This window comes from Roseovarius sp. (genome assembly GCF_027019125.1).
Lineage (GTDB): Bacteria > Pseudomonadota > Alphaproteobacteria > Rhodobacterales > Rhodobacteraceae > Roseovarius.
On the sequence record NZ_JALUXE010000011.1, the window covers coordinates 1 to 26076 of the forward strand.

At 63.8% G+C, this 26076-nt stretch carries 20 protein-coding genes; 15 read left to right on the plus strand and 5 right to left on the minus strand.

The features are described 5' to 3' along the window. The 4 genes from MVC20_RS05805 to MVC20_RS05820 all read left to right on the plus strand — a co-directional run. Window positions 1-114: hypothetical protein (locus MVC20_RS05805; protein ID WP_297539439.1), on the plus strand; the 114-nt coding region annotated here is incomplete at its 5' end. A 34-nt stretch (window positions 115-148) separates the two neighbouring features. Beyond that, complete coding sequence (locus tag MVC20_RS05810) at window positions 149-1306, plus strand: hypothetical protein (RefSeq protein WP_297539362.1); 1158 nt, start codon at window positions 149-151, stop codon at window positions 1304-1306. Beyond that, the gene (locus MVC20_RS05815) at window positions 1303-3183 is read left to right on the plus strand and encodes a hypothetical protein (RefSeq protein WP_297539364.1); all 1881 of its coding nucleotides are present in this window, start codon (window positions 1303-1305) and stop codon (window positions 3181-3183) included. Before MVC20_RS05810 ends, MVC20_RS05815 begins: the two co-directional genes overlap by 4 nt. 477 nt (window positions 3184-3660) lie before the next feature. Next, window positions 3661-4341 (plus strand): acyltransferase, encoded by a 681-nt coding sequence (locus MVC20_RS05820; protein ID WP_297539366.1) that lies wholly within the window; start codon window positions 3661-3663, stop codon window positions 4339-4341. A 497-nt stretch (window positions 4342-4838) separates the two neighbouring features. Here the strand turns inward: MVC20_RS05820 and MVC20_RS05825 are convergent, their stop codons facing one another. Continuing rightward, window positions 4839-7115, minus strand: a complete 2277-nt coding sequence (locus tag MVC20_RS05825; RefSeq protein ID WP_297539368.1) for an adenosylcobalamin-dependent ribonucleoside-diphosphate reductase — start codon at window positions 7113-7115, stop codon at window positions 4839-4841. A gap of 91 nt (window positions 7116-7206) precedes the next feature. On the opposite strand from MVC20_RS05825, the gene MVC20_RS05830 reads away from it, so the two are divergent. The 3 genes from MVC20_RS05830 to MVC20_RS05840 all read left to right on the plus strand — a co-directional run bounded on the left by MVC20_RS05830 (window position 7207) and on the right by MVC20_RS05840 (window position 9304). Next, window positions 7207-7632 (plus strand): DUF1489 domain-containing protein, encoded by a 426-nt coding sequence (locus tag MVC20_RS05830; RefSeq protein ID WP_297539370.1) that lies wholly within the window; start codon window positions 7207-7209, stop codon window positions 7630-7632. A gap of 145 nt (window positions 7633-7777) precedes the next feature. Next, window positions 7778-8407, plus strand: a complete 630-nt coding sequence (locus MVC20_RS05835; protein ID WP_297539372.1) for an outer membrane beta-barrel protein — start codon at window positions 7778-7780, stop codon at window positions 8405-8407. A gap of 303 nt (window positions 8408-8710) precedes the next feature. Then, window positions 8711-9304, plus strand: a complete 594-nt coding sequence (locus MVC20_RS05840; protein WP_297539374.1) for an outer membrane beta-barrel protein — start codon at window positions 8711-8713, stop codon at window positions 9302-9304. Window positions 9305-9347: 43 nt separating this feature from the next. Here MVC20_RS05840 and hisG read toward each other — a convergent pair whose 3' ends face one another. From hisG to hisS, 3 genes are read right to left on the minus strand one after another with little or no spacing between them, the layout of a single operon-like run. Continuing rightward, window positions 9348-10043, minus strand: coding sequence for an ATP phosphoribosyltransferase (gene hisG / locus MVC20_RS05845; RefSeq protein WP_297539376.1), 696 nt, complete (start codon window positions 10041-10043; stop codon window positions 9348-9350). Next, on the minus strand, window positions 10040-11125 hold the full coding sequence (locus MVC20_RS05850) for an ATP phosphoribosyltransferase regulatory subunit (RefSeq protein WP_297539378.1): 1086 nt from the start codon (window positions 11123-11125) through the stop codon (window positions 10040-10042). The genes hisG and MVC20_RS05850 overlap by 4 nt, the downstream gene beginning before the upstream one ends. After that, the gene (gene hisS, locus MVC20_RS05855) at window positions 11125-12597 is read right to left on the minus strand and encodes a histidine--tRNA ligase (RefSeq protein ID WP_297539380.1); all 1473 of its coding nucleotides are present in this window, start codon (window positions 12595-12597) and stop codon (window positions 11125-11127) included. The genes MVC20_RS05850 and hisS overlap by 1 nt, the downstream gene beginning before the upstream one ends. A 109-nt stretch (window positions 12598-12706) precedes the next feature. On the opposite strand from hisS, the gene MVC20_RS05860 reads away from it, so the two are divergent. Beyond that, on the plus strand, window positions 12707-12901 hold the full coding sequence (locus tag MVC20_RS05860; protein WP_297539382.1) for a SlyX family protein: 195 nt from the start codon (window positions 12707-12709) through the stop codon (window positions 12899-12901). Window positions 12902-12997: 96 nt separating this feature from the next. Here the strand turns inward: MVC20_RS05860 and dnaE are convergent, their stop codons facing one another. Beyond that, complete coding sequence (gene dnaE / locus MVC20_RS05865) at window positions 12998-16498, minus strand: DNA polymerase III subunit alpha (protein WP_297539384.1); 3501 nt, start codon at window positions 16496-16498, stop codon at window positions 12998-13000. A 161-nt stretch (window positions 16499-16659) separates the two neighbouring features. On the opposite strand from dnaE, the gene xdhA reads away from it, so the two are divergent. The 7 genes from xdhA to MVC20_RS05900 are packed head-to-tail and all read left to right on the plus strand — an operon-like array spanning window position 16660 to window position 26007. Beyond that, on the plus strand, window positions 16660-18066 hold the full coding sequence (gene xdhA / locus MVC20_RS05870; protein WP_297539386.1) for a xanthine dehydrogenase small subunit: 1407 nt from the start codon (window positions 16660-16662) through the stop codon (window positions 18064-18066). After that, window positions 18063-20414: a xanthine dehydrogenase molybdopterin binding subunit gene (gene xdhB, locus MVC20_RS05875; protein WP_297539389.1), complete on the plus strand. Its 2352-nt coding sequence runs from the start codon at window positions 18063-18065 to the stop codon at window positions 20412-20414. Before xdhA ends, xdhB begins: the two co-directional genes overlap by 4 nt. After that, window positions 20401-21333 (plus strand): xanthine dehydrogenase accessory protein XdhC, encoded by a 933-nt coding sequence (gene xdhC / locus MVC20_RS05880; protein WP_297539391.1) that lies wholly within the window; start codon window positions 20401-20403, stop codon window positions 21331-21333. Before xdhB ends, xdhC begins: the two co-directional genes overlap by 14 nt. After that, window positions 21330-22847: an ABC transporter ATP-binding protein gene (locus MVC20_RS05885; protein ID WP_297539393.1), complete on the plus strand. Its 1518-nt coding sequence runs from the start codon at window positions 21330-21332 to the stop codon at window positions 22845-22847. Before xdhC ends, MVC20_RS05885 begins: the two co-directional genes overlap by 4 nt. Window positions 22848-22895: 48 nt before the next feature. Continuing rightward, a complete protein-coding gene (locus MVC20_RS05890; protein WP_297539395.1) occupies window positions 22896-23978 on the plus strand; it encodes an ABC transporter permease in 1083 nt (360 codons plus the stop codon). Continuing rightward, window positions 23978-24898 (plus strand): ABC transporter permease, encoded by a 921-nt coding sequence (locus tag MVC20_RS05895; protein ID WP_297539397.1) that lies wholly within the window; start codon window positions 23978-23980, stop codon window positions 24896-24898. The genes MVC20_RS05890 and MVC20_RS05895 overlap by 1 nt, the downstream gene beginning before the upstream one ends. 35 nt (window positions 24899-24933) lie before the next feature. Next, the gene (locus MVC20_RS05900; RefSeq protein WP_297539399.1) at window positions 24934-26007 is read left to right on the plus strand and encodes a BMP family ABC transporter substrate-binding protein; all 1074 of its coding nucleotides are present in this window, start codon (window positions 24934-24936) and stop codon (window positions 26005-26007) included. Window positions 26008-26076: the final 69 nt, after the last annotated feature.

Consider the following 26076-nt stretch of genomic DNA (forward strand, 5'->3'; position numbering starts at 1 on the left):
CACCGGATGGAAAACCCCGGCAAGGTGCCCATGGTGCTGATCGAGGTGCAGACAGGGTCCTATCTGGGTGAAGATGACATCATCCGCTATGAAGACATTTACGCGCGTGGCTGACGGGCGCAGCGCGCAAAAACAGATGGAACCCGCCATGTCCGAAGAATCCCGCCTGATCATCTGGGTCCGGCCCGACACAGAGGCCGCCCTGATGGCGGAGAGGTTGCAACAGATCGCCGACAGCCCGGACGAGCGCGTGAAGGTGGAGATCTGTCCGGACCCGCAGACGGCAGAGGCGATGCTGCGTTCGGATGGCGCCGCGATAACATGCCAGATATACACCTCGCCGGAGCGCTTTCTCTCGCGGGCGGTTCGGGATGGGGGCGATCTTAAAGCGGCGCTCGGGACATGGGCGGACGAGGCGCGCAAGATGCTTGCCCTGCACCGGCAGAACCGGGGGCGCAGCCTGCTCTTCGAAGCGCTTCACCTCTGCCGTTATTCCGATACCGGTCTGGCTCGGCTTGGTTTCTCATCGGGCAGCGTGATCCTGAGCGCCACGCTTGAAGAGGAGCCACAAGGCTCTCCGTTGCAATGGCTGATCGCACAGGCCTACCTCCAATCCCGCCCGGATGTCGTAGACTTGCGAGAGGAACTGGATGCCAGCGCGCAGCTTCTGTCGAATGACGCGTCTCTGGTGCCCCCCCTCTCTGCCGAGTTGGCGCTTCAGGATTACCGCGCCCAAGCCCTGCGCCTTGCGGAAGCCCAGCACGAACGGGATTCAGCGAAGAGCCAGACCCAGGCGAGCTTGGAGAGCCTGAAGGTCCTCAGGGCGGAAACCGCATCACAGGAGGCGAGTCTCGAGGCCCGCGCGGCGGAGATAGAGGCGCTGCGGGCGGAGCGCTACAGTCTTAGCGTCCGGCTGGCCGAGCAGGATGAAAGCCTGCAGGCGCGCGCCGAGGAAATCGAGGCGCTGCGGACGGAACGCGGCAGTCTTAATGCCCGGCTGGCAGAGCAGGATGCGAGCCTGCAGGCGCGCGCGGCGGAGATCACCAGTCTGCGCACCGATCTTGCCGGGCTGAATGCGGCCCTCGGCGCGGTGCAGAAGGATATAAACCGGGTCAGCAAGGAGCGTGATCTAGGGTTCAAAAAGCGCGACGGCCGGATCGCTGAGCTGAACGAGGCATTGAAGACAGGAAAGGGCCAGGTTCAGGCGCTCGAAGGCGAAATCCAGCGAATAATGAATTCTCGCTCGATCCGCATCACCGCCCCCCTTCGCCGCCTCTGGGCCCTGTTTGGCAGGGGGGGCGCATGACTAGATCCTGGCCCGAGATCGTGGCCACGGATCTGGCCGCCTGTCGTCTGGGTACCGTTCTGATGCTCGGGCCCGGCGGCGAGGCGCTGCTCGGGAGTTTGCCGCTTGCGGCCACGACGCGGGTGATACGGGCAGAGCCCGATCCCCGGCGTGCGCGGGCGCTGCAGCGCCAGCACGCGTCGGACTCGTCCGTCACGATCCTGCCTGTCGCAATTGCCGAGACGGCTGGCCCTGCCAAGCTGCGACGCTTCAACCTCTCGCATGCCACCTCGTTTCGTGCCCCGACCGGGCTCAAGACCCTGTTCCCGGGTCTGTGCGAGACAGGGCAAGTCGAAGTCGAAACACAAACTGTCGCGGCGGTCGTTCAGGAGGTCGATCTCGACCGCGAGGCCGACAACGTTCTCATCCTGGGGTTGGCGGGCGAGGAACTGAGCGCGATCGGACAGCTTGCAAAGCTCGGCCTGCTGCAGCGGTTCACGCATGTGATCGTCCCCTTGCCGCGCCTGCCCCTCTATGAGGGGGCGGGCAGCGGACAGGAGATCCGTATCCGGCTCGAAGAGGCCGGATTCAAGGTCGAAAGCCGGGACATGTCCGACCCGGACCTCGCGTTTGCCCATCTCCGGCTGAACCCGGTGCAGATGGCGCTCGCCACCGAGCGCGACAGGCTGCGCGAAGAGCTGAAGAGGGCCCAAACCGAAATCGAGCGCCTTGCATCCGAACGAGACGAGGTTGCCTCTGCCCGCGACGCGGTCAGGCAGAAAGCGGCATCTCAGGAGGAAGAGATTACGCGCCTGCAAGACGCGGTGAGCGCGGTCGAGGCCGAACGCGAAGCCGCGCAAAAGATGGTCGCCGCGACGCAACAAGAGAAGGACCGGATCGGCATTCTCAGCGACACCTATCGCCATGCAATCCGACTGGAGCTGACGCGCGCCTCCGAGCGGGCGCGTCCGCTGTCGCCTGCCGTCCTGCGATGGCTCGAGGCGCTGGACAGCCCGACATCGGCACTCACCTCACAGTCTCTCGGGGCGCAGACCTTCAATCTGGAGGTATATCGCAAGACGACCGAGGCTGCCGCGGCCCATGCTGATCGCCATATCATTCTGGATGTGAAATCCATCCCGCGCTCTGGCCTGCATTTCATGAAGCGGCAATTCGCACATCTGTTTCAGGATCGGTTCAGCTTTTGCGAATGGTATCAGGAGCCGGGGTGTTGCAAACGGATGCCCTGCGCGTTCTTTCCCCATGCGGTGGATGGTGGGGCTGCGCTCCGTATGCTGAAATCCCATGATTTCGACCTCAAGGATCCGGTTTATCCCGTCACGCCGGGCCTGCAACGCCTCATCCTCGTCCGTGATCCCCTCTATGTGCTGACATCGCATTGGCTTTTGCATCTGCTGGCCAAGAACAAGGATATTCTGGCCGCCAATGACATCCGCTTCGAAAAGATCGTTTACCTCCACGAACCTGCGGTTCTGTCCCGGGCCTATGCGCTTCTGGATGAGGCGGCCGTCATTCCCGACGCAGAGGCTGTTGCGACGTTCCTGTCGGAACAACGCGAGTATCTGACCGGGTTCGCGCGAAAGTGGGCGGTGGCCGCGCAGATGCCCCGCACATACGTTGTGCCCTATGAAAAGACGCCGCTCGCGATTGAGGCCTGCCTTGCGCCGATCCGCGAAGCGATGTCCGCAGAGCAGCGCGCGCGGCTGGACGACTATACCGCGCGCGGGCGCAAGAGCTTTCAGCCGCGTCAGGATCCGTTCAAGGGGCCGACCCCGTATCTGAGCAGCCTGCTCGAACAGCATTCCAAGCTGTTCCGCTCGGCGGCGGACGCGGTCCGCGATGCCGGTGGCAAAGGGTTCCTTGACCTGTCGGAATAAGACGCCTGCTGCCCACAGACGCCCTCTGGTTCCGACAGAACCACGTCGACGATCCGCTGACGCTTGCGAGCGATCCAAGTGCTCTCCGTGAAGGTCTGGGGCGAATGAAGGGGGCGCGCCTGCAACGGCTTGCGCTCTTGGACGAACCAACGCCATGAATTCAGGCCTGATTATCAGCCTCCAGATTTCGCCTGTCTGTAGTTGAACTCCGGTTCGAGTATCTCTAGTGGAATGGCCTGAGCCTTGTCTCGTATCAATCAAGCGGAACCCGAGAACTGAGAAGAAGGCATGACCGCGCAGCACCAACGTATTCTGGGCATGTGCGTGGGCAGAGAGCAACTTGATCAACACTGGTGTGCTGCGCCAACCGAAACCGGAATCGACGATGACAAGTTTTACGACGCTTCCACATATCTCATCTGATCGCGTTTCCGGCGATTGTGGGGAATCCGCTCTTTTTCAGGGGCCGCCTGATAGATGAGCAGCATTATAGAAGCTTCGATCGCGGATTACGTTGCATCCGAAAGGCGCGCCGAATTTGCAGACTGTATTTTCGTTGGGCCTGAGAAAATACTCAAGCAGATAGCCTTTACTGCCGCTACCACGGCCGGGAAATCAGCCGCTTACAGGATAGTCGTGGCAGAGGAGACCTTTCGTGGGAATTTACATTTCCTGCTAGGGCCAGGCCGATGCGAAATCCGTATTGACGGCACCGGCCCGATGAATGTGTCCTTTCGGCTATTCAGGGACTGTTTCATACATATTGAAGAGGGCGTGACGATCAATCAGGCCCGGATTGTGTGTGACAATGCCGATATTCATGTTGGGCGAAACGGCTTATGGTCGGACGAAATCATCATTCAGTCGAACGATCAGCACGGAATAATAGACCTAAACACACTCAAGCCGATCAACGGTGGCCGTCGCCACGTGAAAATCGACGAGCACGTCTGGATTGGGCGCCGCGCGATAATCATGCCCGATGTGTCGATTGGGCGTGAATCTATCGTGGCTGCGGGATCCTGCGTGACCTCAGACATGGAGCGGAACAGCATTTACGCTGGAGTTCCGGCCCGGAAAATTCGAGAAGGCATAACGTGGTCGAGAAGTCCGGCTGGACTGTCTGACTTTGAGCGGCAGCTTTTGGGCTACGAATAACCCCTCGATTGCCAGATTTCTTGTCGTTCTCGGTCTTGGCCTTGCTGGGCTTCGGTCGCGCAGAGCGTTCTGTCTTTGAGGTTTCTTGCGTCAAGAGTTGTAAAAGCTGGATGCAGTCCGACGCGGCACATGGGTATGTGCTGCATGAGGAACACGGCGCGCTGGTTCAGGGCTATGGCGGCGTCAGATTGGTCGATGTCTCGACGGATGTCAGGCTCGCTGGCGGTGGCCCCGTCCGCGTCATCTTCGGCACGGGCTTGCTTGGCGCGGCCTCATCAGGGAGGGCCGTGCCGGGCAATCCGTGCCGGTGTTGGAGTACAAACTCAGTCTTTAGAGGCAGGTTTGGGGGTCAAGATCTGCTTCGAAAAAGTCTTTATTTCACAGAACCTGACAGAAGCTGGCAGAAGCTGGCAAAACTTTCGCCGACGCGTGGCAGCAAAATCCGCCGATTTGGCATAACTACGCCCGCAACGACAAATACTGTGCCCGTCACCCCGTCAGGCGCATTTGCTGTGACCGCAGCTTGCACAGGTCATGCAGCCTTCGATCATGCGCATGCCGTATTGGCCGCAGGCGGGACAGGCGGGGCTTTTGCGGGTGCTGTCCAGACCCGCGACCTGTGTCTGCGGGTCTTCCTTGAGGCCCATGCCCTCTCCTTCAAGAAAGCCGATCTGCACCATATGCTGCTCCAGCACGCCGCCAATGGCCGCCAGAATGCTGGGCACATATTTGCCCTGCATCCACGCCCCGCCGCGCGGGTCGAACACCGCTTTCAGCTCTTCCACCACAAAGGATACATCCCCACCGCGCCGGAACACGGCCGAGATCATCCGGGTCAGCGCCACGGTCCAGGCATAATGCTCCATGTTCTTGGAGTTGATGAACACCTCGAAGGGTCGCCGATGGCCACCCAGCACGATATCATTGACGGTAACGTAGATCGCATGGTTGCTGTCGGGCCATTTCAGCTTGTACGTGGCGCCTTCCAGTTCCTTGGGCCGGTCGAGCGGCTCGGACATATAGACCACCTCGCCGCCGGTGGCGGGAACATCGCCGCGCGTCTCGCCGGGGGCCTTGTCGGTGGTCTCGGACACGCTGAGAACCGATCCCGTCACATCGTTGGGCCGATAGGTGGTACACCCCTTGCAGCCCAGATCCCACGCTTGCAGATAGACATCCTTGAACGCCTCGAAGGAAATATCCTCGGGGCAGTTGATGGTTTTCGAAATGCTGCTGTCCACCCATTTCTGGGCCGCGGCCTGCATCTTGACGTGATCCTCGGGCGGCAGGGTCTGGGCGTTGACGAAATGCTCGGGCAAAGGCGCATCGCCCATCTTGTCGCGCCACATCTGAACGGCGTAATCGACCACCTCTTCCTCGGTGCGACTGCCGTCCTTTTGCAGCACCTTGCGGGTGTAGCTATAGGCAAAGACCGGCTCGATCCCGGAACTGACATTGCCGGCATAGAGGCTGATCGTGCCGGTGGGCGCGATGCTGGTCAGGAGTGCGTTGCGAATACCGTGTTCGGCTACGGCGGCGCGCACATCCTCGTCCATCGCCTGCATCGTTCCAGAGGCGAGATAGGCGTCACGATCAAAGAGCGGGAAGGCGCCCTTTTCCCGCGCCAGATCGACCGAGGCCAGATAGGCCGCCCGCGCGATGGCACGAAGCCACGCCTCGGTCTGCTTCACGGCAGCGTCCGAGCCATAGCGCAGACCAACCATCAGCAGCGCATCGGCAAGGCCCGTCACACCCAGGCCGATCCGCCGCTTGGCCTGCGCCTCGGCGGCCTGGGCTGGCAAGGGAAAGCCGCTGACATCGACGACATTGTCCATCATCCGCACGGCCACGCGCACCAGATCGCTCAGCGCCGCCTCATCAAGACGTGCATCCGTGGCAAAGGGCTCTGCCACCAGCCGCGCAAGGTTGATCGACCCCAAGAGGCACGCACCATAGGGTGGCAAAGGCTGTTCGCCGCAAGGGTTGGTCGCCGCGATCGTTTCGCAATAGGCCAGATTGTTGGCCTTGTTGATCCGGTCGATAAAGATCACCCCCGGTTCGGCGTAATCATAGGTGGCCTGCATGATCCGGTTCCACAGATCGCGCGCCTGCACGGTATGAAAGACCTTGCCGCCAAACTGAAGCTCCCATGGGCCATCGGCCTTGACCGCCTCCATGAAGGCATCGGTGATCAGCACCGACAGGTTGAACATCCGTAGCCGCGCCGGATCGGATTTCGCGGCGATGAACGACTCGATGTCGGGGTGGTCACAGCGCATGGTGGCCATCATCGCGCCGCGCCTGCTGCCCGCCGACATGATGGTGCGGCACATCGCATCCCACACATCCATGAAGCTGAGCGGCCCGCTTGCATCCGCAGACACGCCCTTGACCTCGGCCCCCTTGGGCCGGATCGTGCTGAAATCATAGCCGATGCCGCCGCCCTGCTGCATGGTCAGCGCCGCCTCGCGCAGATTGTCGAAGATGCCCCCCATATCGTCAGGGACCGTGCCCATCACGAAACAGTTGAACAGCGTCACCTTGCGCGCCGTGCCAGCACCCGCAGTAATACGGCCTGCGGGCAGGAAATTGAAATCCTCAAGGGCCTGATAGAACCGCTCTTCCCAGACCTGCGGTTCATTTTCGACCACAGCCAAAGCCCGGGCAATGCGCCGCCAGGTATCTTCGACACTGGCGTCACCTCCATCCCCGTTCTTGAACCGGTATTTCATGTTCCAGATCTGTTCGGAAATAGGGGCAGCAAAACGGGTCACGTCGGTCTCCATTGGCGGGCAGAGAACCACAATAGCTTGAAGCTGCCCGTATTTCCACTACCCTATCTGCCCATACAGGAGATTCTTTGACGTGACCCTGCACCTGATCAAACTGAGCGTCGGCACCACCTCGGTCGAGGATCTGGAGGACTGGCACAAAGACCCCCGCGCCCAAGGGCCGGACGGGCTGCCGCGCCATGTCACCCGGATGTGGCCCAAGCGTGAGGCGGAATTGCTGGATGGCGGCTCGATCTACTGGGTGATTCAAGGGATTGTGCAATGCCGCCAGCCCATCCTGCGTCTGGACGAGGTGACGGGCAGCGACGGGATCCGCCGCTGCGCCATCGTGCTGGCACCCGGACTCATTCGCACCGCGACAGCACAGAAACGCCCCTTTCAGGGCTGGCGTTATCTACCCGGATCGGATGCGCCCCCCGATCTTGGCACGGCGCGCGCCAAGGATGATAAACTGCCCCCCGCCCTCTCGGCGGCGCTGGCCGAGATTGGCGTGCTATAAGCCGTCGCGCCCTTGCGTATCGCCGAACGGCACACGCCCGCGTCACCCCTTCTTGATCCTGCGCGACGATATCGTTCATTGCTTGACGGCGCAGACGGGCCGATCCTGATCCCATCATTCGGACTAACCCGAAAGGATCGGAACCATGCGTGTGCTGCTCCCTTCTGTGGCCGTCAGCCTGATCACCATGACCGCACCCGCCGTCGCGGAAATGCAACTGTTGCCCTTGCAGACACCTGCGGCGCTCAGCTTTGACAGGTCAGCTGATACGACCCTCGCCACACTCTCAACTCAGGGCGTGTTGACACCCGGCGGCTCTGCCAACTGGACCGGCTTCTATCTTGGCGGCCAATTGGGATTTGGCAGCGTCGACAGCAACCTCTCTGGCAATGACGAGGATATCATCGGCGGGTTCACCCTTGGCTATGACCATGACTTTGGCCGATGGGTTCTGGGCGGCGCCCTCGACTACGATTTCGCCGATATAAGCGCTGGTCCCGGCATCTCGGTTGAAGAAATATTTCGCGTCAAGCTGCGCGGGGGACCGAAGATCGGCAATGGTCTTCTTTATGCTGCCGCGGGGTGGGCCAACGCCGATACCGACAATGCGGGCAGCGACGATGGATGGTTCATCGGTGGCGGTTACGACTACATGGTATCGCGGCAATTTTCGATCGGGGCAGAGGTGCTCTACCACGAGTTCGACAACTTCAATTCGACCGGTAGAGACATCGAGGCCACGACGGTTCAGGTCCGCGCCACCTTTCGATTTTGAGGACAGGTGCGGTCAATAGGGCGGGTGCGTCCTCCAGCGTGCCCGCCCGCCTGGCAACAAGGGACGCGCCGAAAATTTCCCCAAAGGGTTGCGCGAGCCACACAGGTTTTCGCGAAAATCCGCCGAAGGGCGGCTCCGGTCAGCATATCGTCGCCACTCAAGCGAGTGTGAAGCCCGCGCGCGTGCGCTGCCCTTGTCGCCATGGGAGTGTGACCCGATATGCCTCAGGACGGAACCAACCGTGTGCCCTCGGAGTTCTCCTCCCATAGCCGAGTGGCAAGACCAGAGTGAAAGGAAGATACGATGTTGAAAACAACCACAGCGCTGATGACCGCAACTGCACTGATGGCTGCCCCGGCCTTTGCCGGCAACGTGCAAGAGCCGACACCTGAGCCTGTAATCGCAGCCCCGGTCGCGCCCCCGGCCCCGGTTGGCCCGAACTGGACCGGCTTTTACGCGGGTGGCCAGCTTGGGTATGGCGATGTCGACACGCAGGCCGCAGGGGTTGACGGGGATGGCCTGATCGGCGGTCTGATCGCCGGGTACGATTATGACTACGGCAACAACTGGGTCGTTGGTTTGGGCCTCGATTACGATCTCGCAGACATCGACCTTGGCGCGGCCGCGTCGCTGGAAGAGGTGTTCCGGATCAAATCGCGCCTCGGCTACAAGATCGGCAATGGCCTGCTCTACGGCACCGGCGGCTATGCCTGGGCCGACACCGACAACCTTGGCGATGACAACGGCTATTTCTTTGGCGCGGGCTATGAACACATGATCACCCAGAACGTGTCTCTGGGCGGTGAGGTGCTCTATCACAAGTTCGACAATTTCGGCACGGCCGGTGTTGATGTGGATGCCACCACGGTTCAGGCGCGGGCGGCGTTCCGCTTCTGATCCTCAGAACGAAACGGGGCGGTCGTGATGGACCGCCCCGTTTTCATTCCAGATCCAGCCTCTTCTTGAGCGCGCGAAGCGTGTCCCGATCGACAGGCTCCATCGGGGCCACACGCGATTTGAACAGCGTCGCCTGTGATTTGAGGATCAGCCCGTCCTCCAGCACCTTGAGGTGATTGGCCCGCAGCGTATCGCCGGTCGAGGTGATGTCGGCAATGGCCTCGGCGGTCTCGTTCTTGACGGTGCCTTCGGTCGCGCCCTGACTATCAACCAGCTGATAATCCGCCACGCCATTCTCGCGCAGGAAATCCCGCACCAGGCGGTGATATTTCGTGGCGATGCGCAAGCGAAACCCATGCTTGAGCCGAAAAGCGGCGGCGGCAGCGTCAAGATCGTCGAGATGGCTCACATCCACCCAACAGCGCGGCACCGCCAGCACCAGATCGGCCTGCCCAAAGCCCAGCTCCGCCAGTTCCGCCACCTGATTTTGCCATTGCGCCAGTTTTTCACGGATCAGATCCGTGCCCGTCACCCCAAGATGGATGCGCCCGGCAGCCAGTTCGCGCGGAATTTCCCCGGCAGAGAGCAGGACCAGTTCGACATTCTCGATGCCTTGCACGAACCCTGCATACTCGCGCTCGGACCCCGAGCGCCCCAGCGTGATGCCGTGCTTGGCGAACCAGTCAAAGGTTTTCTCCATCAGCCGCCCTTTGGACGGCACCCCAAGTTTCAGGGTCATGTCGCACCCCCAAGGCCCAGCACCAGACCGGGCCGGATCACTCCGCCCACGGCAGGGATTTCCCGACCGCGCCCCAAATGCCGGGTCAGCGCGTCATAGCGCCCGCCCGTGGCAATGGGGGGCAGATCAGGGCGGTTTTCGGCGTAAAAACCAAAGACAAAGCCATCGTAATATTCCATCTGCGTGCGCCCGTAGCTGGCCTCGAAATCCAGTCTGGTGATGTCGAGCCCACGCGCCGTCATCGCCGCCAGCCGCCGCGCCAGACGGTCCACCGCGCCATGAATGGCGGGCATGTCCACCGCGATATCGCGCAGCCGTTCCAGCGCGTTGTCGCTGGTTTCGCGCACCGCGAGGATGGCATCCAGCAACTGCACCTCAGAGGCGGAAATCGGCCCGGCCGCCGCATCCTCGCGCAGCGCCGTGATGCGGCCTGCAATCTCGTCCGGGCCGCGCAACCCGATCATCGGTTCGACCCCCGCCATCGGGTCCGTCGCCGCCAGAAGGGTCGCCCGCGCCTCGGGCACCACCGCCCGCCCCGAATAGCGCTCCATCAGCGCCCGGAACCGCCGGGGCCGCCAGATATGCCGCCGGAGCGCCGCCTTGCGGCGCTCGGTCGTGCGCAGCCCCTCGACCGCTGCCATCAGGATGCCGATGTCGCCCGTCGCCGCGCGCAGACCAAGCGGTCGCAGGATATCGAAAAACATCGAGAACACCTCGGCATCCGCTGCCTCGGGCGCTGCGCGCTCGAAGATCTCGAACCCTACCTGCGTGTATTCATTGGCGCGGGCCGCATCCTCTTCCTGACGGCGAAACACCTCGCCGGAATAGGTGTAGCGCGCGGGTTCCGCGCCATGCTCCATATGCATCTGCACCACCGGCACGGTGAAATCGGGGCGCAGCATCTGTTCTCCGCGCAGCGCGTCCGAGGTCACATAGGCCCGCGCGCGAATATCCTCGCCGTAAAGGTCCAAGAGCACCTCGGCGGGTTGCAAGACAGAGGTTTCCACCGGCAGCGCGCCCGCCCCCTCAAAGAGCGCGCGCAGGCGTGCGGCCTCGGCGCGGATCGCAGCACGTTCCGGCATCAGCTTTGCTCCGAGAGAATTTCGCGGACCTTTTCCACCAACCCGGCGCGCGGCACCTCGTATTGGCTGGGGCGTTCCTTCCATTCCTCCAGCGTGGCATTCTCGGCAATCTGCGCCCCAAGGATCAGGTCCTTGATCTGCACCACGCCTTTGGCGAATTCATCGCCCCCTGCGATGATCGCCACCGGAGAGCCGCGCCGGTCGGCATATTTCATCTGGTTGCCGAAATTCTTGGGATTGCCGAGGTAGACTTCGGCGCGAATGCCCGCCTGACGCAACTCGCCCACCATCGCCTGATAATCGGCCATCCGGTCGCGGTCCATCACGGTCACAACCACCGGCCCCCGCTCTGCGCCACTGACCTTACCCTTGGCATGGAGCGCGGCAAGCAGGCGGTCGACACCGATGGAGACCCCCACCGCCGGCACCTGCTGCCCGGTGAAGCGCGCGACGAGATCGTCATAGCGCCCGCCGCCCGCCACGCTGCCAAACTGGCGCGGGCGGCCTTTTTCATCAAGGATTTCAAAGGTCAGTTCGGCCTCGAACACCGGGCCGGTGTAATAGCCAAGACCGCGCACGACCGAAGGGTCGATGACGATGCGGTCGGAGCCATAGCCTTGGGCGGCGAGCAGGCTGGCGATTTCCTCGAGCTCGCCGACGCCCTGCATGCCCATCTCCGAGCCTCCGACTGCCGCGCGCAGATTGGCCAGGGTTTCAGCAGTATCGCTGCCCTTTGACGTGAGAAAGGCCAGCACAGGGGCCGCTTGCTCGCCACTTAACCCCACACCGTCGATATAAGCGCCAGAGGCATCGAGCCGCCCCTTGCCCAGCAACTCGCGCACCCCTGCCTCGCCCACCTTGTCGAACTTGTCGATGGTGCGCAGGACAGCGGCCTGCTGCTCTGGGTCCGAGACGCCCGTCGCCTCAAGAACCCCGTTCAATACCTTGCGATTGTTCACCCGCACCACGTAGTCGCCGCGAGGGATGCCGACCTCTTCCAGGGCATCGGCCAGCATGGCGCAGATCTCGGCATCGGCGGCCATGCTGGCCGCGCCCACCGTATCCGCGTCGCATTGATAGAACTGGCGAAACCGCCCCGGTCCCGGCTTTTCATTGCGCCAGACCGGACCCATGGCATAGCGTCGGTATGGCGTCGGTAAATCGTTGCGGTGCTGCGCATAGACGCGGGCCAAGGGCGCCGTCAGATCATAGCGCAGCGCCAACCATTTCTCGTCCTCGTCCTGCCAGGCAAAGACACCCTCGTTAGGCCGGTCCACGTCGGGCAGGAACTTGCCCAGCGCCTCGACCGTTTCGACCGCGCTCGATTCCAGCGCGTCAAAGCCATAGCGATGATAGACCCCGGCAATCGCGTTCAGCATCGCGGCGCGCGTCGTCACCTCGGCGCCGAAATAATCGCGGAACCCTTTGGGCGTTTCGGCCTTGGGGCGGGGCTCTTTCTTGGGCTTGGCCATGGAATGCGTCCTTGCGGCATCTGTCGTGGCGCGGTCTAGCCCAAGGGCCGCGCCGGGGCAAGGCGGCAGCACGATTGACCAAAGGCGCTGTCGCGCGTAATGCCATGCCATGACCGAGATCGAAGAAAAACTGGCCCACCTGATCCGCACGGTTGACGACCTGTCGGATGTGATCGCGCGCCAGGACCGCGAAATCGACCGCCTGCGCCTGCGGGTCGAGATGCTGCTCGCGCGCGAGGCAGCCCGACAAGCCGAGACTGATGGCGGCGTGATCCTGGCCGACGAGCGCCCGCCGCATTACTGACACGGGCCGATCAAGGCCCGTGTCACCCCGGATTCAATCCGGGCTCTCGTGAGGCAAGAGGCCCCGGGTCAGGCCCGGAACGCCCCCCATCAAGGGTCAGATTTCCTCGACCATCACCACACCGGTCAGGCTCTTGATGGCGCCCTTGATCTGCGGCGTGACGGGGTATTCCGCGCCGCTGTCGATCTCGACCTCGCCGGGCAGGTCTGCGCCCATGAGGCAGAAATGGATCGGCCCGGGGCGCGCACCACGGGCAGCTTGGCTGGCGCTTTGCAATACGGCGGCCACAGACCCAATCGCCCCCGGCTGATCCACGAAAATCCGCAAGCCCACCGCGCCCGCGCCCGCCACCATCCCGTCAATCGGCTGTACCGCGCGGCAGAGCAGCTTCAACTGATCCGCCTCCATCGTGGCCTCGGCGGTGATCACCACCTGCGCGCCGGTTTCCAGAAACTCGCGGCATTTCTCGAGCGTGTCCGAGAAAATCGTCACCTCGTACCCGCCGGTCGTATCGCTGAACTGCGCAAAGGCAAAACGGTTGCCGCGCGCCGATTTCCTCTCTTGCCGCCCGGCCACGACCCCGGCCATCTTGACCAGCGCCGGACCGCGTTCGGCCTGCGCCGTCACCTCGTCCAGCGTTTTCACGTCCTGCCGCCGCAATACGGTCATGTAATCGTCAAGCGGATGACCCGAGAGATAGAACCCCACGGCCTTGAACTCTTCGGTCAACCGCTCGGCGGGCAGCCAATCGTTCACGGGCGCCAGGCGCGGTTCAGGCAGGTCATCACCCGCTTCGCCAAAGAGCGAGACCTGGCTCGAATTCTTCTGATCATGGATCGCCGCCGAATAGCTCATCAGCGCCTCGATGCTCTCGAACACGCGGCGGCGATTGCGGTCGAGCGCGTCAAACGCCCCGGCGCGGGCCAGCATTTCGAGCGGGCGCTTGCCCACCCGTTTCAGATCGACCCGCTGCGCCACGTCGTAGAGCGTGGCAAAGGGCCGGTCGCCACGCCCCGCGGTGATCAGCTTCATCGCCTCGACGCCCACGTTCTTGAGCGCGCCCAGCGCGTAGTGCAGCACGCCATCCCGCACGTCGAACGTGGCCTCGGAGCGGTTGACACAAGGCGCGGCCCAGGGCAGGCCCAGCCCCTTTTTCACCTCTTGGAAATACACCGCCAGCTTGTCGGTCAGGTGAATATCGCAGTTCATAACCCCGGCCATGAACTCGACCGGGTGATTGGCCTTGAGCCAGGCGGTCTGATAGCTGACCACCGCATAGGCCGCCGCGTGGGATTTGTTGAAGCCGTAATTGGCGAATTTTTCGAGCAGGTCAAAGACCTCGCTGGCCTTTTTCTTGTCGACGCCATTCTCCATCGCGCCCTTTTCGAACTTGGGGCGTTCCTTGGCCATCTCTTCGGCGATCTTCTTGCCCATGGCGCGGCGCAAGAGGTCGGCACCGCCAAGGCTATAGCCCGCCATGACCTGCGCGATCTGCATCACCTGTTCCTGATAGACGATGATGCCCTGGGTCTCCTCGAGGATATGGTCAATCGACGGGTGGATCGACTCGAGTTCACGCAGGCCGTTCTTCACCTCGCAGTAGGTCGGGATATTCTCCATCGGACCGGGACGATAGAGCGCCACAAGCGCCACGATGTCCTCGATGCAGGTCGGCTTCATCCGCTTGAGCGCATCCATCATGCCGCTGGATTCCACCTGGAACACCGCGACTGTCTTGGCGCTGGCATAGAGCCGGTAGGATTTCTCGTCATCGAGCGGGATTGCCCCGATGTCATACTCGAACCCCGCAGGGGGATCATAGAGCACGGTGCCATCCGCCGCCACATTCAGCGGACGGCCCGCCTTGCGGATCATGTCCACCGCGTTCTGGATCACGGTCAGGGTCTTGAGACCGAGAAAGTCGAACTTGACCAGTCCCGCCTGTTCCACCCATTTCATGTTGAACTGCGTGGCCGGCATGTCCGAACGCGGGTCCTGGTAGACCGGCACCAGCTCATCCAAGGGCCGGTCGCCAATCACCACACCGGCGGCATGGGTCGAGGCATTGCGCAACAGCCCTTCGACCTGCTGCGCATAGGTCAAGAGCCGGTCCACGACCTCTTCATTCTTGGCCTCTTCGCGCAGGCGCGGCTCGTCCGCCAGCGCCTTTTCGATGCTCACCGGCTTGACGCCCTCGACCGGGATCATCTTGGACAGCCGGTCCACCTGCCCATAGGGCATTTGCAGCACGCGCCCGATGTCGCGCACGGCGGCCTTGGACAAGAGCGCGCCGAAGGTGATGATCTGCCCTACCCGGTCGCGGCCGTATTTCTCTTGCACATACTGGATCACCTCCTCGCGGCGATCCATGCAGAAGTCGATGTCAAAGTCGGGCATGCTGACCCGCTCCGGGTTGAGGAACCGCTCGAAAAGCAGGCTGTAGCGCAGCGGATCAAGGTCGGTGATGGTCAGCGCATAGGCCACCAGGCTGCCCGCACCAGACCCCCGCCCCGGTCCCACCGGGATCGCGTGATCCTTGGCCCATTTGATGAAATCGGCCACGATCAGGAAATAGCCCGGAAAGCCCATCCCCTCGATGATGCCCAGTTCGAATTCCAGCCGCTTTTCATACTCTTCGACCGGGGCGGCATGGGGGATGACGGCCAGACGCGCGCTCAGCCCGGCCCGCGCCTGACGGCGCAGTTCATCGACCTCGTCATCGGCGAATTTCGGCAGGATCGGGTTGCGCTTGTAGGCCCCAAAGGCGCAGCGGCGCGCAATCTCGACCGTGTTTTCAAGCGCCTCCGGAAGATCGGCAAAGAGCGCCGCCATCTCGTCCTGGCTTTTGAAATAATGCTGCGGGGTCAGGCGGCGGCGCGGCGCGCTCTGATCGACATAGGCGCCCTCGGCCACGCAGAGCATGGCATCATGCGCTTCATACATGTCCGGCTTGGGGAAATAGACATCGTTGGTTGCCACCAAGGGCAGGCCCATGGCATAGGCCATCTCGATCAGCCCACGCTCGGTCAGGCGTTCGACCTCGGGCGCGCCGCCCTCGCCGGGATGACGCTGCAACTCGACATAGAGCCGGTCGCCAAACGCCCCCGACAGGCGCTGCATCAGCGCCTCTGCCGCCGGGCGTTGCCCGGCTTGCAAAAGACGCCCCACCGGCCCATCCGGCCCACCCGTCAGGCAGATCACCTCCCCGGCATGCCGCTCCAGCTCGTCCAGCGTCACATGCGGCAGGCTGCCGTCACCCCGCAAGTAGAGGCACGAGTTGAGCTTCATAAGGTTCTCATACCCCCGCTCGCTCTGCGCCAGAAGAACGATGGGCGCAGGCGGTTTGGCGCGCTCACCGGGGGCGGGGCTGAGATAGGCCAGATCCACCTGACAGCCCATGATGGGCTGCACACCCGCCCCCTGTGCGCTTACGGAAAATTCGAGGGCGGAGAACATGTTGTTGGTATCGGTCACGGCCACGGCGGGCATGCCGGCGGCCACGCAGAGACCGGGCAGCTTCTTGAGCCGCATCGCCCCCTCCAGCAGGGAATATTCGGTATGCACCCGCAGGTGGATGAATCGGGGATCAGTGCTCATGCATGCCACCCTAGCCCCGGCTGCGGGGGAACAAAAGACTTGCCAAAACGCCCGCCCCCGGCTTTCATCATCTCATGACAGGCAAAGCCCGCCGCCTTCTACGCCGCATCGAAGGTCAGGCAATCCGGGGCGGACACAGGTAACGCGGCGGGCATCGGCTCATGACCCTCACGTTTCTTCTGAATGGAGAGAGCGTGGCGCTTCGGGATGTGACCCCGACGACAACCCTGCTCGACTGGCTGCGCGAGACGCGCGGCCTCACCGGCACCAAGGAAGGCTGCAACGAAGGCGATTGCGGCGCCTGCACGGTGATCGTCAGTGACGAGACCGGCGCACGCCCGCTCAACGCCTGCATCCTGCTCCTGCCGCAACTCGCCGGGCGCGCGGTGCGCACGGTCGAAGGGGTCAGCGGCCCCGAGGGCCAGTTGCACCCGGTCCAGGAGGCGATGATCACGCATCACGGCTCGCAATGCGGCTTCTGCACGCCGGGGTTCATCACCTCGATGGCCTGTGCGCATCTCAATGGCGAGCGGGATCACGATCGGGTTCTGGCGGGAAACCTTTGCCGCTGCACGGGCTATGCCCCGATCCTGCGCGCCGCCCGCGCCGCCGAAACCGCCCCCATTCCCGCATGGATGACCGAGGACCGCGCCTTCATCTGGCCGGAAATACCTTCGGGGGGGCCCGCAGGGCGGGGGGCAGACAGCCCCCCTTCCTCGCTTCACCCCCGATGCGCCGATGAGGCTGCGCGCCTTTATGCCGCCCACCCCGAGGCCACGCTGATCGCGGGGGCGACCGACGTGGGCCTCTGGATCACCAAGCAATTGCGCGATCTCGACCTTCCGATCTTTCTCGGGGGCTGCGCCGATCTGCGCAAGATCGACATCTCGGATACGGAGATCCGCCTTGGCGCCGGGGTTACCATCGCGGCGCTGATGCAGGCGATTGCCCCCTTTCACCCCTCCTATGCCGCGATGCTGCGGCGCTATGGCTCGGAACAGGTGCGCGCGGCGGCCTCGCTTGGGGGCAATATCGCCAATGGCTCGCCCATCGGCGACAACGCCCCCGCGCTCATAGCCCTCGGGGCCACTCTGCACTTGCGCCATGGCGAGACCCGCCGCGAGATGCCGCTCGAGGCGTTCTTTCTCGACTACGGCCAGCAGGACCGCGCGCCGGGTGAGATGGTCGAGGCCATCACCCTGCCCCGCCAACCTGACCGCCTGCGCTGCTACAAGATCTCGAAACGCTTTGACCAGGATATCTCGGCCCTTCTGGGCTGTTTCAACATCGCGGTCGAGGCAGGGCGGATCAGCGCCGCGCGGATCGCTTTTGGCGGGATGGCGGGCATCCCGAAACGCGCGCAGGCGGTCGAAGCGGCGCTGGTCGGCCAGCCTTGGTCCGAGGCCACGATTGCCGACAGCCACGCGGCTTGGGCGCAGGATTTCGCGCCGCTCTCGGATATGCGCGCCTCTGCCGACTATCGCCTCGACGTGGCCCGCAACCTCTTGATGCGCTACTTTCTCGAGGATCAGGGCATCGCCACTTCGGTTCTCGAGGTGGCACCATGACCGTCGCCCGCCCTCTGCCCCATGATGCCGCGCGTCTGCATGTGACGGGGACAGCGCGCTATGTCGACGATATTCCCTGCCCAAGCGGCACGCTGCATCTGGCCTTTGGCCTCAGCACCATTGCGGCGGGGCGCGTGACCGAAATGGACCTTGCTCCGGTGCGCCAGAGCGCGGGGGTCGTTGCCGTGCTGACCGCTGCCGATCTGCCACAGGGGGCCGATTGCTCGCCCTCGGCGCATGACGAGCCGCTCTTGTGCACGGGCGATGTGCATTACCATGGCCAGCCGCTCTTTCTGGTGATCGCCACCAGTCACCTTGCCGCGCGCCGCGCCGCACGCCAAGGGCAGGTCCGTTACGAAGAAACGCCCCCCCTCCTGAGCATCGACGCGGCCCTTGCCGCCAATAGCCGCTTCGAGGAGGGGCCGCGCATCTGGCAAAGGGGCGACGCGGCCCGCGCCATCGCCGAGGCAGCCCACACGATTGACGGCATGATCGAGATGGGCGGGCAAGAGCATTTCTATCTCGAAGGTCAGGCCGCGCTCGCCCTGCCCCAAGAGGGGGGCGACATGGTGATCCACGCCTCGACCCAGCACCCCAGCGAGGTGCAGCACAAGGTGGCCGAGGCGCTCGGTCGCCCCATGCATGCGGTGCGGGTAGAAACCCGGCGCATGGGCGGCGGCTTTGGCGGCAAGGAAAGTCAGGCCAACGCCCCCGCCATCGCCTGCGCCGTCGCGGCGCGGCACACGGGCCAACCCTGCAAGCTGCGCTATGACCGCGACGATGACATGGTGATCACCGGCAAGCGCCATGATTTCCGCATCACCTATCGGGCCGGGTTTGACGACACCGGTCGACTGACCGGGGTGGAGTTCGTGCATTACGCGCGCTGCGGCTGGTCGCAAGACCTGTCGCTGCCCGTGGCCGACCGCGCCATGCTGCATGCCGACAACGCCTATCACCTGCCCGCCGTGCGGATCGAGAGCCATCGGTTGCGCACCAACACCGCCTCGGCCACCGCCTTTCGCGGCTTTGGCGGGCCGCAGGGCATGCTGGGCATCGAGCGGGTGATGGATCACGTGGCCCACACCCTCGGGCTGGACCCGCTCGCCGTGCGTCGCCGCAACTACTATGCGGCAAGTGCCGGAGGGGGGCTGTCTGCCCCCCGCGCTGCGCGCCCCCCCGAAGGTATTTCGGGCCAGATGAACCCGCAGGTCACCCCCTATGGGCAGGAGGTCGCGGATTTCATCCTGCACGAGATGACCGAGCGGCTGTTGGACACCTCGGACTATGCCGCGCGGCGGGCTGCGGTGGCGGCGTGGAACGCTCAAAACCCCGTGCTCAAGAAGGGGCTCGCGCTGACGCCGGTCAAGTTCGGCATCTCCTTCACGCTCAGCCACCTCAACCAGGCCGGGGCCTTGGTCCATGTCTATCAGGATGGCTCGGTGCATCTCAATCATGGCGGCACCGAGATGGGGCAAGGCCTGTTTCAAAAGGTGGCGCAGGTGGCCGCCGCGCGCTTTGGCCTGCCGCTGGAGGCGATCAAGATCACCGCGACCGATACCACCAAGGTGCCCAACACCTCGGCCACGGCGGCAAGTTCCGGCAGCGATCTCAATGGCATGGCGGTCAAGGCGGCCTGTGACACGATCCGCGACCGGATGGCCGCCTGTCTGGCAGAGCGTTATGGCGGTGCGCCAGACGCGGTGCAGTTCAGCGCGGGCCATGTGCAGATCGGCACTCGGCGCCTGAGTTTTGCCGCAGCCGCCAAACTCTGCTACGAGCAGCGCATCAGCCTGTCCGCGACCGGGTTCTACAAGACGCCCGATCTGGCATGGGATCGGATCAAGGGGGAGGGTCGCCCCTTTTACTATTTCGCCTATGGTGCCGCCGTGACCGAGGTGGTGGTGGACGGGCTGAGCGGCGAGTACCGCATCCTGCGCGCCGATATCCTGCATGATTGCGGGGCCTCTCTCAATCCCGCGCTCGACATCGGGCAGATCGAGGGCGGCTATGTGCAAGGGGCAGGCTGGCTCACGGTCGAGGAACTGGTCTGGGATGCCGCCGGACGGCTCCGCACCCACGCCCCCTCGACCTACAAGATCCCCGCCTGTTCGGACCGGCCCGCGGTGTTCAACGTGGCGCTGTGGGAGGGAGAGAACCCGCGCCCGACGATCTACCGTTCCAAGGCCGTGGGCGAGCCGCCCTTCATGCTGGGGATTTCGGCCCTGATGGCACTCAGCGCTGCGGTGGCGGCGTTTGGTCCGGGCTATCCGTCGCTCGATGCCCCTGCGACGCCGGAACGCGTGCTGAGCGCCATCGCGCGCCAGAGGGCGCATGCCGATGCGTGACCTTGACGATCTGCGCAGAGCCGTCGCACGCGAGGACGCGATTGCGCGGGTTGTCATCGCCTCGACCCGCGGCTCTACCCCGCGCGCGGCCGGGGCCGCGATGCTGGTCTGGCCCGATGGGCAATCGGGCAGCATCGGCGGTGGTCGGCTGGAACATGCGGCAGCAGGTGCCGCGCGCGCGCTTCTGGCCGAAGGCGCGGGCACCCGCGTGCTGCGCCAGGCGCTCGGCCCTGCCCTTGGGCAATGCTGTGGCGGGGCGGTGGTGCTGGTGATCGAGCGGTTCGACGATCACCGGGTAGAAGAGGCAGCAGAGGCGCTCACACACTTAGGCGTCTGGGCGCGGCGGATCGAACCCGGCGCGGACCGCGCCCCCCGCATGGCGTGGCAAGGGGCAGATGCCGCGATCTCGTGGTCGGAGGGTTGGCTGATCGAGCGCCTGCCGCCCCGGTATCCGGTTGTAATCCATGGCGCGGGCCATGTCGGCCGCGCCTTGGCAGACATGCTCGCCCCCTTGCCCGATCTGGCGGTGACGCTGGCGGATTCCCGACCAGAGATGCTGCGAGACCTGCCCGCGTCGATAACAGCTTCGGATCATCCCCTGCGCGCGCTCGGCGATGCCCAGGACAGTGCCGCGCATATCATCGTGACCCACGATCATGCGCTCGATCTCGAGCTGTGCCATCAGCTCTTGCACCGGCCTTTCGCGCGGGCGGGGCTGATCGGCTCTGCGACCAAATGGGCGCGGTTTCGGCAGCGATTGGCGGCCCTCGGGCATTCCGACGCGCAGATTTCACGCATTTCCTGCCCCATTGGCGATCCGAACCTGGGCAAACACCCGCAAGCCATTGCGCTTGGCGTGGCGGCTGCGCTACTGAAAGAACCGGGCATCAGGGCCGCAGACCGAAGGAGAACCGCGTGACAGGCGATTTGCTGACCGTCTCGGGTCTGACCAAGGCCTACCCCGGGGTTGTCGCCAATGACGCCGTATCCTTTGCCATCCGCGAGGGCGAGGTGCATGCCCTTCTGGGCGAGAATGGCGCCGGGAAATCCACCCTCGTCAAGATGATCTATGGTCTGGTCAAGCCAGACAGCGGCACCATGACGCTGCGCGGTGCGCCCTATGCCCCACACGATCCCCACGCCGCGCGCCTGGCCGGGGTCGCGATGGTGTTTCAGCATTTCTCGCTCTTCGATGCGATGAGCGTGGCAGAAAACGTGGCCCTCGGGATGGAGAAACCGCCAGCGCTGCGCGATCTCGCAGCCCGCATTCGCGATGTCTCGGAGACCTATGGCCTGCCGCTTGATCCCGATCGCACGGTTGGCGACCTCTCGGCGGGGGAACGCCAGCGGGTCGAGATCATCCGCTGTCTCTTGCAGGAACCGCGCCTCTTGATCATGGACGAGCCGACATCGGTGCTCACGCCGCAAGAGGTGGAAATCCTGTTTCAGACCCTGCGCAAACTGACCGGCGAAGGCGTGGCGATCCTCTACATCTCGCACAAGCTAGAGGAAATACGGGCGCTCTGCGATCATGCCACCATTTTGCGGCAGGGCCGCAACGTGGGCACCTGCACCCCCCGCGAGACCTCGGCCCGCGCGATGGCCGAATTGATGGTGGGCTCCAGCTTTGCCGCGCCGGAGCGGGCCCGGGGTGGCAAGGGAGAAGTGCTGCTGGAGGTATCTGGCCTGTCGGTCGCGGCACAGGGACAGTTCGGCACCGCGCTGCACGCGATTTCCTTTGCCGTGCAGGCCGGAGAGGTATTGGGCATCGGCGGGGTGGCGGGAAACGGACAGGATGAACTTTTGGCCGTGCTCTCGGGGGAAATGCCGGTGGCGGCAGAGACCCTGCGCCTGAAGGGTGCGACCATCGGCCAGCACGGCCCCAGCCAGCGCCGCGCCATGGGTCTGCTCACCGCGCCCGAGGAACGGCTGGGACATGCCGCAGCCCCGGACATGAGCCTGACGGAAAATGCGATCCTGACCGGCGCGGCGCGGGAAAACCTGGTCAACCGCGGCTTTCTCAAATGGGACGCAGCCGAGGCCTTTGCCCGCCGGATCATCACCGGCTTTGACGTGCGCACACCGGGCCCCGGCACCGCCGCGCGGGCGCTCTCGGGCGGCAATTTGCAAAAGTTCGTCATTGGCCGCGAAGTCCTGCAACGACCCGAGGTTCTGGTGGTCAATCAGCCCACCTGGGGCGTCGATGCCGCCGCCGCCGCCGCGATCCGGCAAGCCTTGCTCGATCTCGCCGCTGGGGGCGCGGCGGTCATCTGCATCAGTCAGGATCTGGATGAGTTGATCGAGATTTCCGACCGCTTCGGTGCGCTCAGCGAGGGGCGGCTCTCGGAGATACGGCCCACCCAAGGCCTGAGCGTCGAAGAGATCGGTTTGATGATGGGCGGCGCACATGGCATGGAGGTGGCGCATGTCTGACCCGTTGTTTTCGAGTATTTTTACCAAGAAGAAGCCTGGGCGCGTGCCATGCTGAAACTCGAGAAGCGCCCCCAACCCTCGCAACTCTGGACATGGGCCACGCCGGTTCTGGCGGTGTTGATCACCATGGTGGCGGGGGGTGCGCTCTTTGCCGCCCTGGGCCAGGACCCGGTCGCGGCGATCTCGACGATCTTCTGGCAGCCGCTTTTTGGCGAGTTCGCGTTTTATTACCGGCCCCAACTTCTGATCAAGGGCGCGCCTCTGGTGCTGATTGCCATTGGCCTCAGCCTCGGGTTTCGCGCCGGCATCTGGAACATCGGGGCCGAGGGGCAATATATCGTCGGCGCGCTTGCGGGTGCCGGGGTGGCGCTTGCCTTTTACCCAGCTGAAAGCGCGCTGATTTTTCCGCTGATGGTGCTGGCAGGGGCCGTTGGCGGATGGGCCTGGGGCATGATCCCGGCGGTTCTCAAGCTGCGGTTCGGCACCAATGAAATCCTCGTCTCGCTGATGCTGGTCTATGTGGCCGAACAATTGCTGGCGGCCATGGCCCTTGGCCTGATGAAGAACCCCGAGGGGCGCGGCTTTCCCGGCTCGCGCAACCTGCGCCAATATGACAGCGCCCATAACGCGGAGCTTATCACCGGCACCGGCATGCATTGGGGGGTGGTGGCGGCGCTGATCGCGGTCATTTTCGCCTATGTGCTGCTCAGCCGACACCTTCTTGGGTATCACATCCGGCTGGCTGGTCAGGCCCCACGCGCGGCGCGGTTCGCCGGGGTGCGCCCGGCACGGCTCGTGCTCTTCTGTCTTGGCACCTCGGGGGCCTTGGCCGGTCTGGCTGGCCTCTTCGAGGTGGCGGGGCCCGCGGGGCAGGTCAGCATTGATTTCAACGTGGGCTATGGGTTTACCGCGATCATCGTGGCCTTTCTGGGCCGGTTGCACCCGTTTGGCATCCTGCTTGCGGGGCTCTTGATGGCGCTCACCTATATCGGGGGCGAACTGGCGCAATCCAACATGGGCCTGCCCGCCGCCGCGATCCAGCTCTTTCAGGGGATGTTGTTGTTCTTTCTGCTGGCCGTTGACCTGCTGACGAATTACCGCATCCGGTTGGCGACAAAGGAGGTGGCGTGATGGTCCTCTCGTCGATTGATCCGGCGCTGCTTCTGGCCTCGCTCATCGTGGCCTCGACCCCCATCCTGCTGGCAGCCCTTGGCGAGCTGGTCGTCGAGCGGGCGGGGGTGCTCAACCTCGGGGTTGAGGGCATGATGATCACCGGCGCAATCTGCGGCTTTGCGATGGCCGTCAATACCGGCTCGCCGGTCGTGGGCTTTGTCGCCGCCGCCGCCGGGGGGGCCATTCTGGCGCTGCTCTTCGCGCTCTTGACGCAACTGGCCCTTGCCAATCAGGTGGCCAGCGGTCTGGCGCTCACGCTCTTTGGCCTAGGCCTGTCGTCCCTGCTGGGGCAGGGCTATGTCGGGATCAAGCCGCCGCCGACCACCCGGCTCGACCTGCCTGTCCTGAGCGATCTGCCCTTTGTCGGGCGGGTGCTCTTTTCCCATGATCTGATGGTCTATGTCGCCCTTGCGCTTGTGGCTCTGGTCTGGGGGCTGTTGAAATATACCCGCGCCGGGCTGATCCTGCGCGCGGTGGGCGAGAACCACGAGGCCGCACATGCGCTTGGCTACAAGGTGGTGCGCATCCGTATTCTGGCGATCCTCTTTGGCGGGGCCTGCGCGGGTCTGGGCGGGGCCTATCTCAGCCTCGTGCGCGTGCCGCAATGGACCGAAGGCATGACCTCGGGGGCGGGCTGGATCGCGCTGGCGCTCGTGGTCTTTGCCTCGTGGAAAGTGGGGCGCGTGCTGCTTGGCGCGTGGCTCTTTGGCGGGGTGTCGGTGCTGCAACTCAACCTTCAGGCGGCGGGTGTCGCCATCCCGGTGGAATATCTTTCCATGTCGCCCTACTTGATCACCATCCTCGTGCTGGTCATCATGTCGGCGGACAAATCCCGCGCGCCCGGCTCTCTGGGCCGCATCTTTCACGCCTCGCAATAAGATCATATCAAAAGATCACAACAGGGAGACCCCGAATGAAACTCACGCATCTACTGACCTCTGCCGCACTGGCCCTTGGTCTGACAAGTGCCGCCGTCGCGCAGGACAAGACCAAGGTCGGCTTTATCTACGTGGGCCCCATCGGCGATGGCGGCTGGACCTATGAGCATGACAAGGGGCGTCTGGCGGTCGAGGCGCAATTCGGCGATGCCGTCGAAACCGTCTATCAAGAGAGCGTGCCAGAGGGCGCCGATGCCGAGCGCGCGATCACGCAGATGGCGCTCCAGGGCGCGGACCTGATCTTTACCACCTCCTTTGGCTTCATGGAGGCGACGCTGGCGGTGGCCGAGAAATTCCCGAACGTGAAATTCGAACACGCCACCGGCTACAAGACCCTGCCCAATGTTTCGACCTATTCCGCCCGCTTCTACGAGGGGCGCGCGGTGCAGGGCCATATCGCAGGCAAGATGACCAAATCGAACATCGTGGGCTACATCGCGTCTTATCCCATCCCCGAGGTCATTCGCGGCATCAATTCGGCCTATATCCACGCGAAAAAGGTCAACCCGGATGTCGAGTTCAAGATCATCTGGGCCTATACATGGTTTGACCCCGCGAAAGAGGCCGACGCCGCCACTGCCCTGATCGAGCAAGGCGCCGACGTGATCCTGCAACACACCGATTCCACCGCGCCGCAGGCCGCCGCCGAAAAGGCCGGCAATGTCGTGACCTTCGGACAGGCCTCGGACATGGGCGAATACGCCCCCTTCCCGCGCGTGTCGTCGATCATCGACAACTGGGCGCCCTATTACATCGCCCGCACGCAGGCGGTGATTGACGGGACATGGGAGAGCACGCAGACATGGGATGGCATCGGGCCGGGCATGGTGGGTATTGGCGAGATTTCCGATGCGGTGCCTGCAGATGTCAAGGCAGAGGCACTGGCCCTCAAGGCCGCCATGGCCGAGGGCAGCTATCATCCCTTCACCGGCCCGCTGAAAAAGCAGGACGGGTCGGACTGGCTGGCCGAGGGCGAGGTCGCCGATGACGGCACGCTTTTGGGGATGAACTTCTATGTCGAGGGGCTGACAGGCGAGATTCCGAACTAACCGCCGGGACAGGTCTGGATAGGACAGCCGCCGGGATTCCGGCGGCTGTTTGCGTTCATCGCGGGGGTC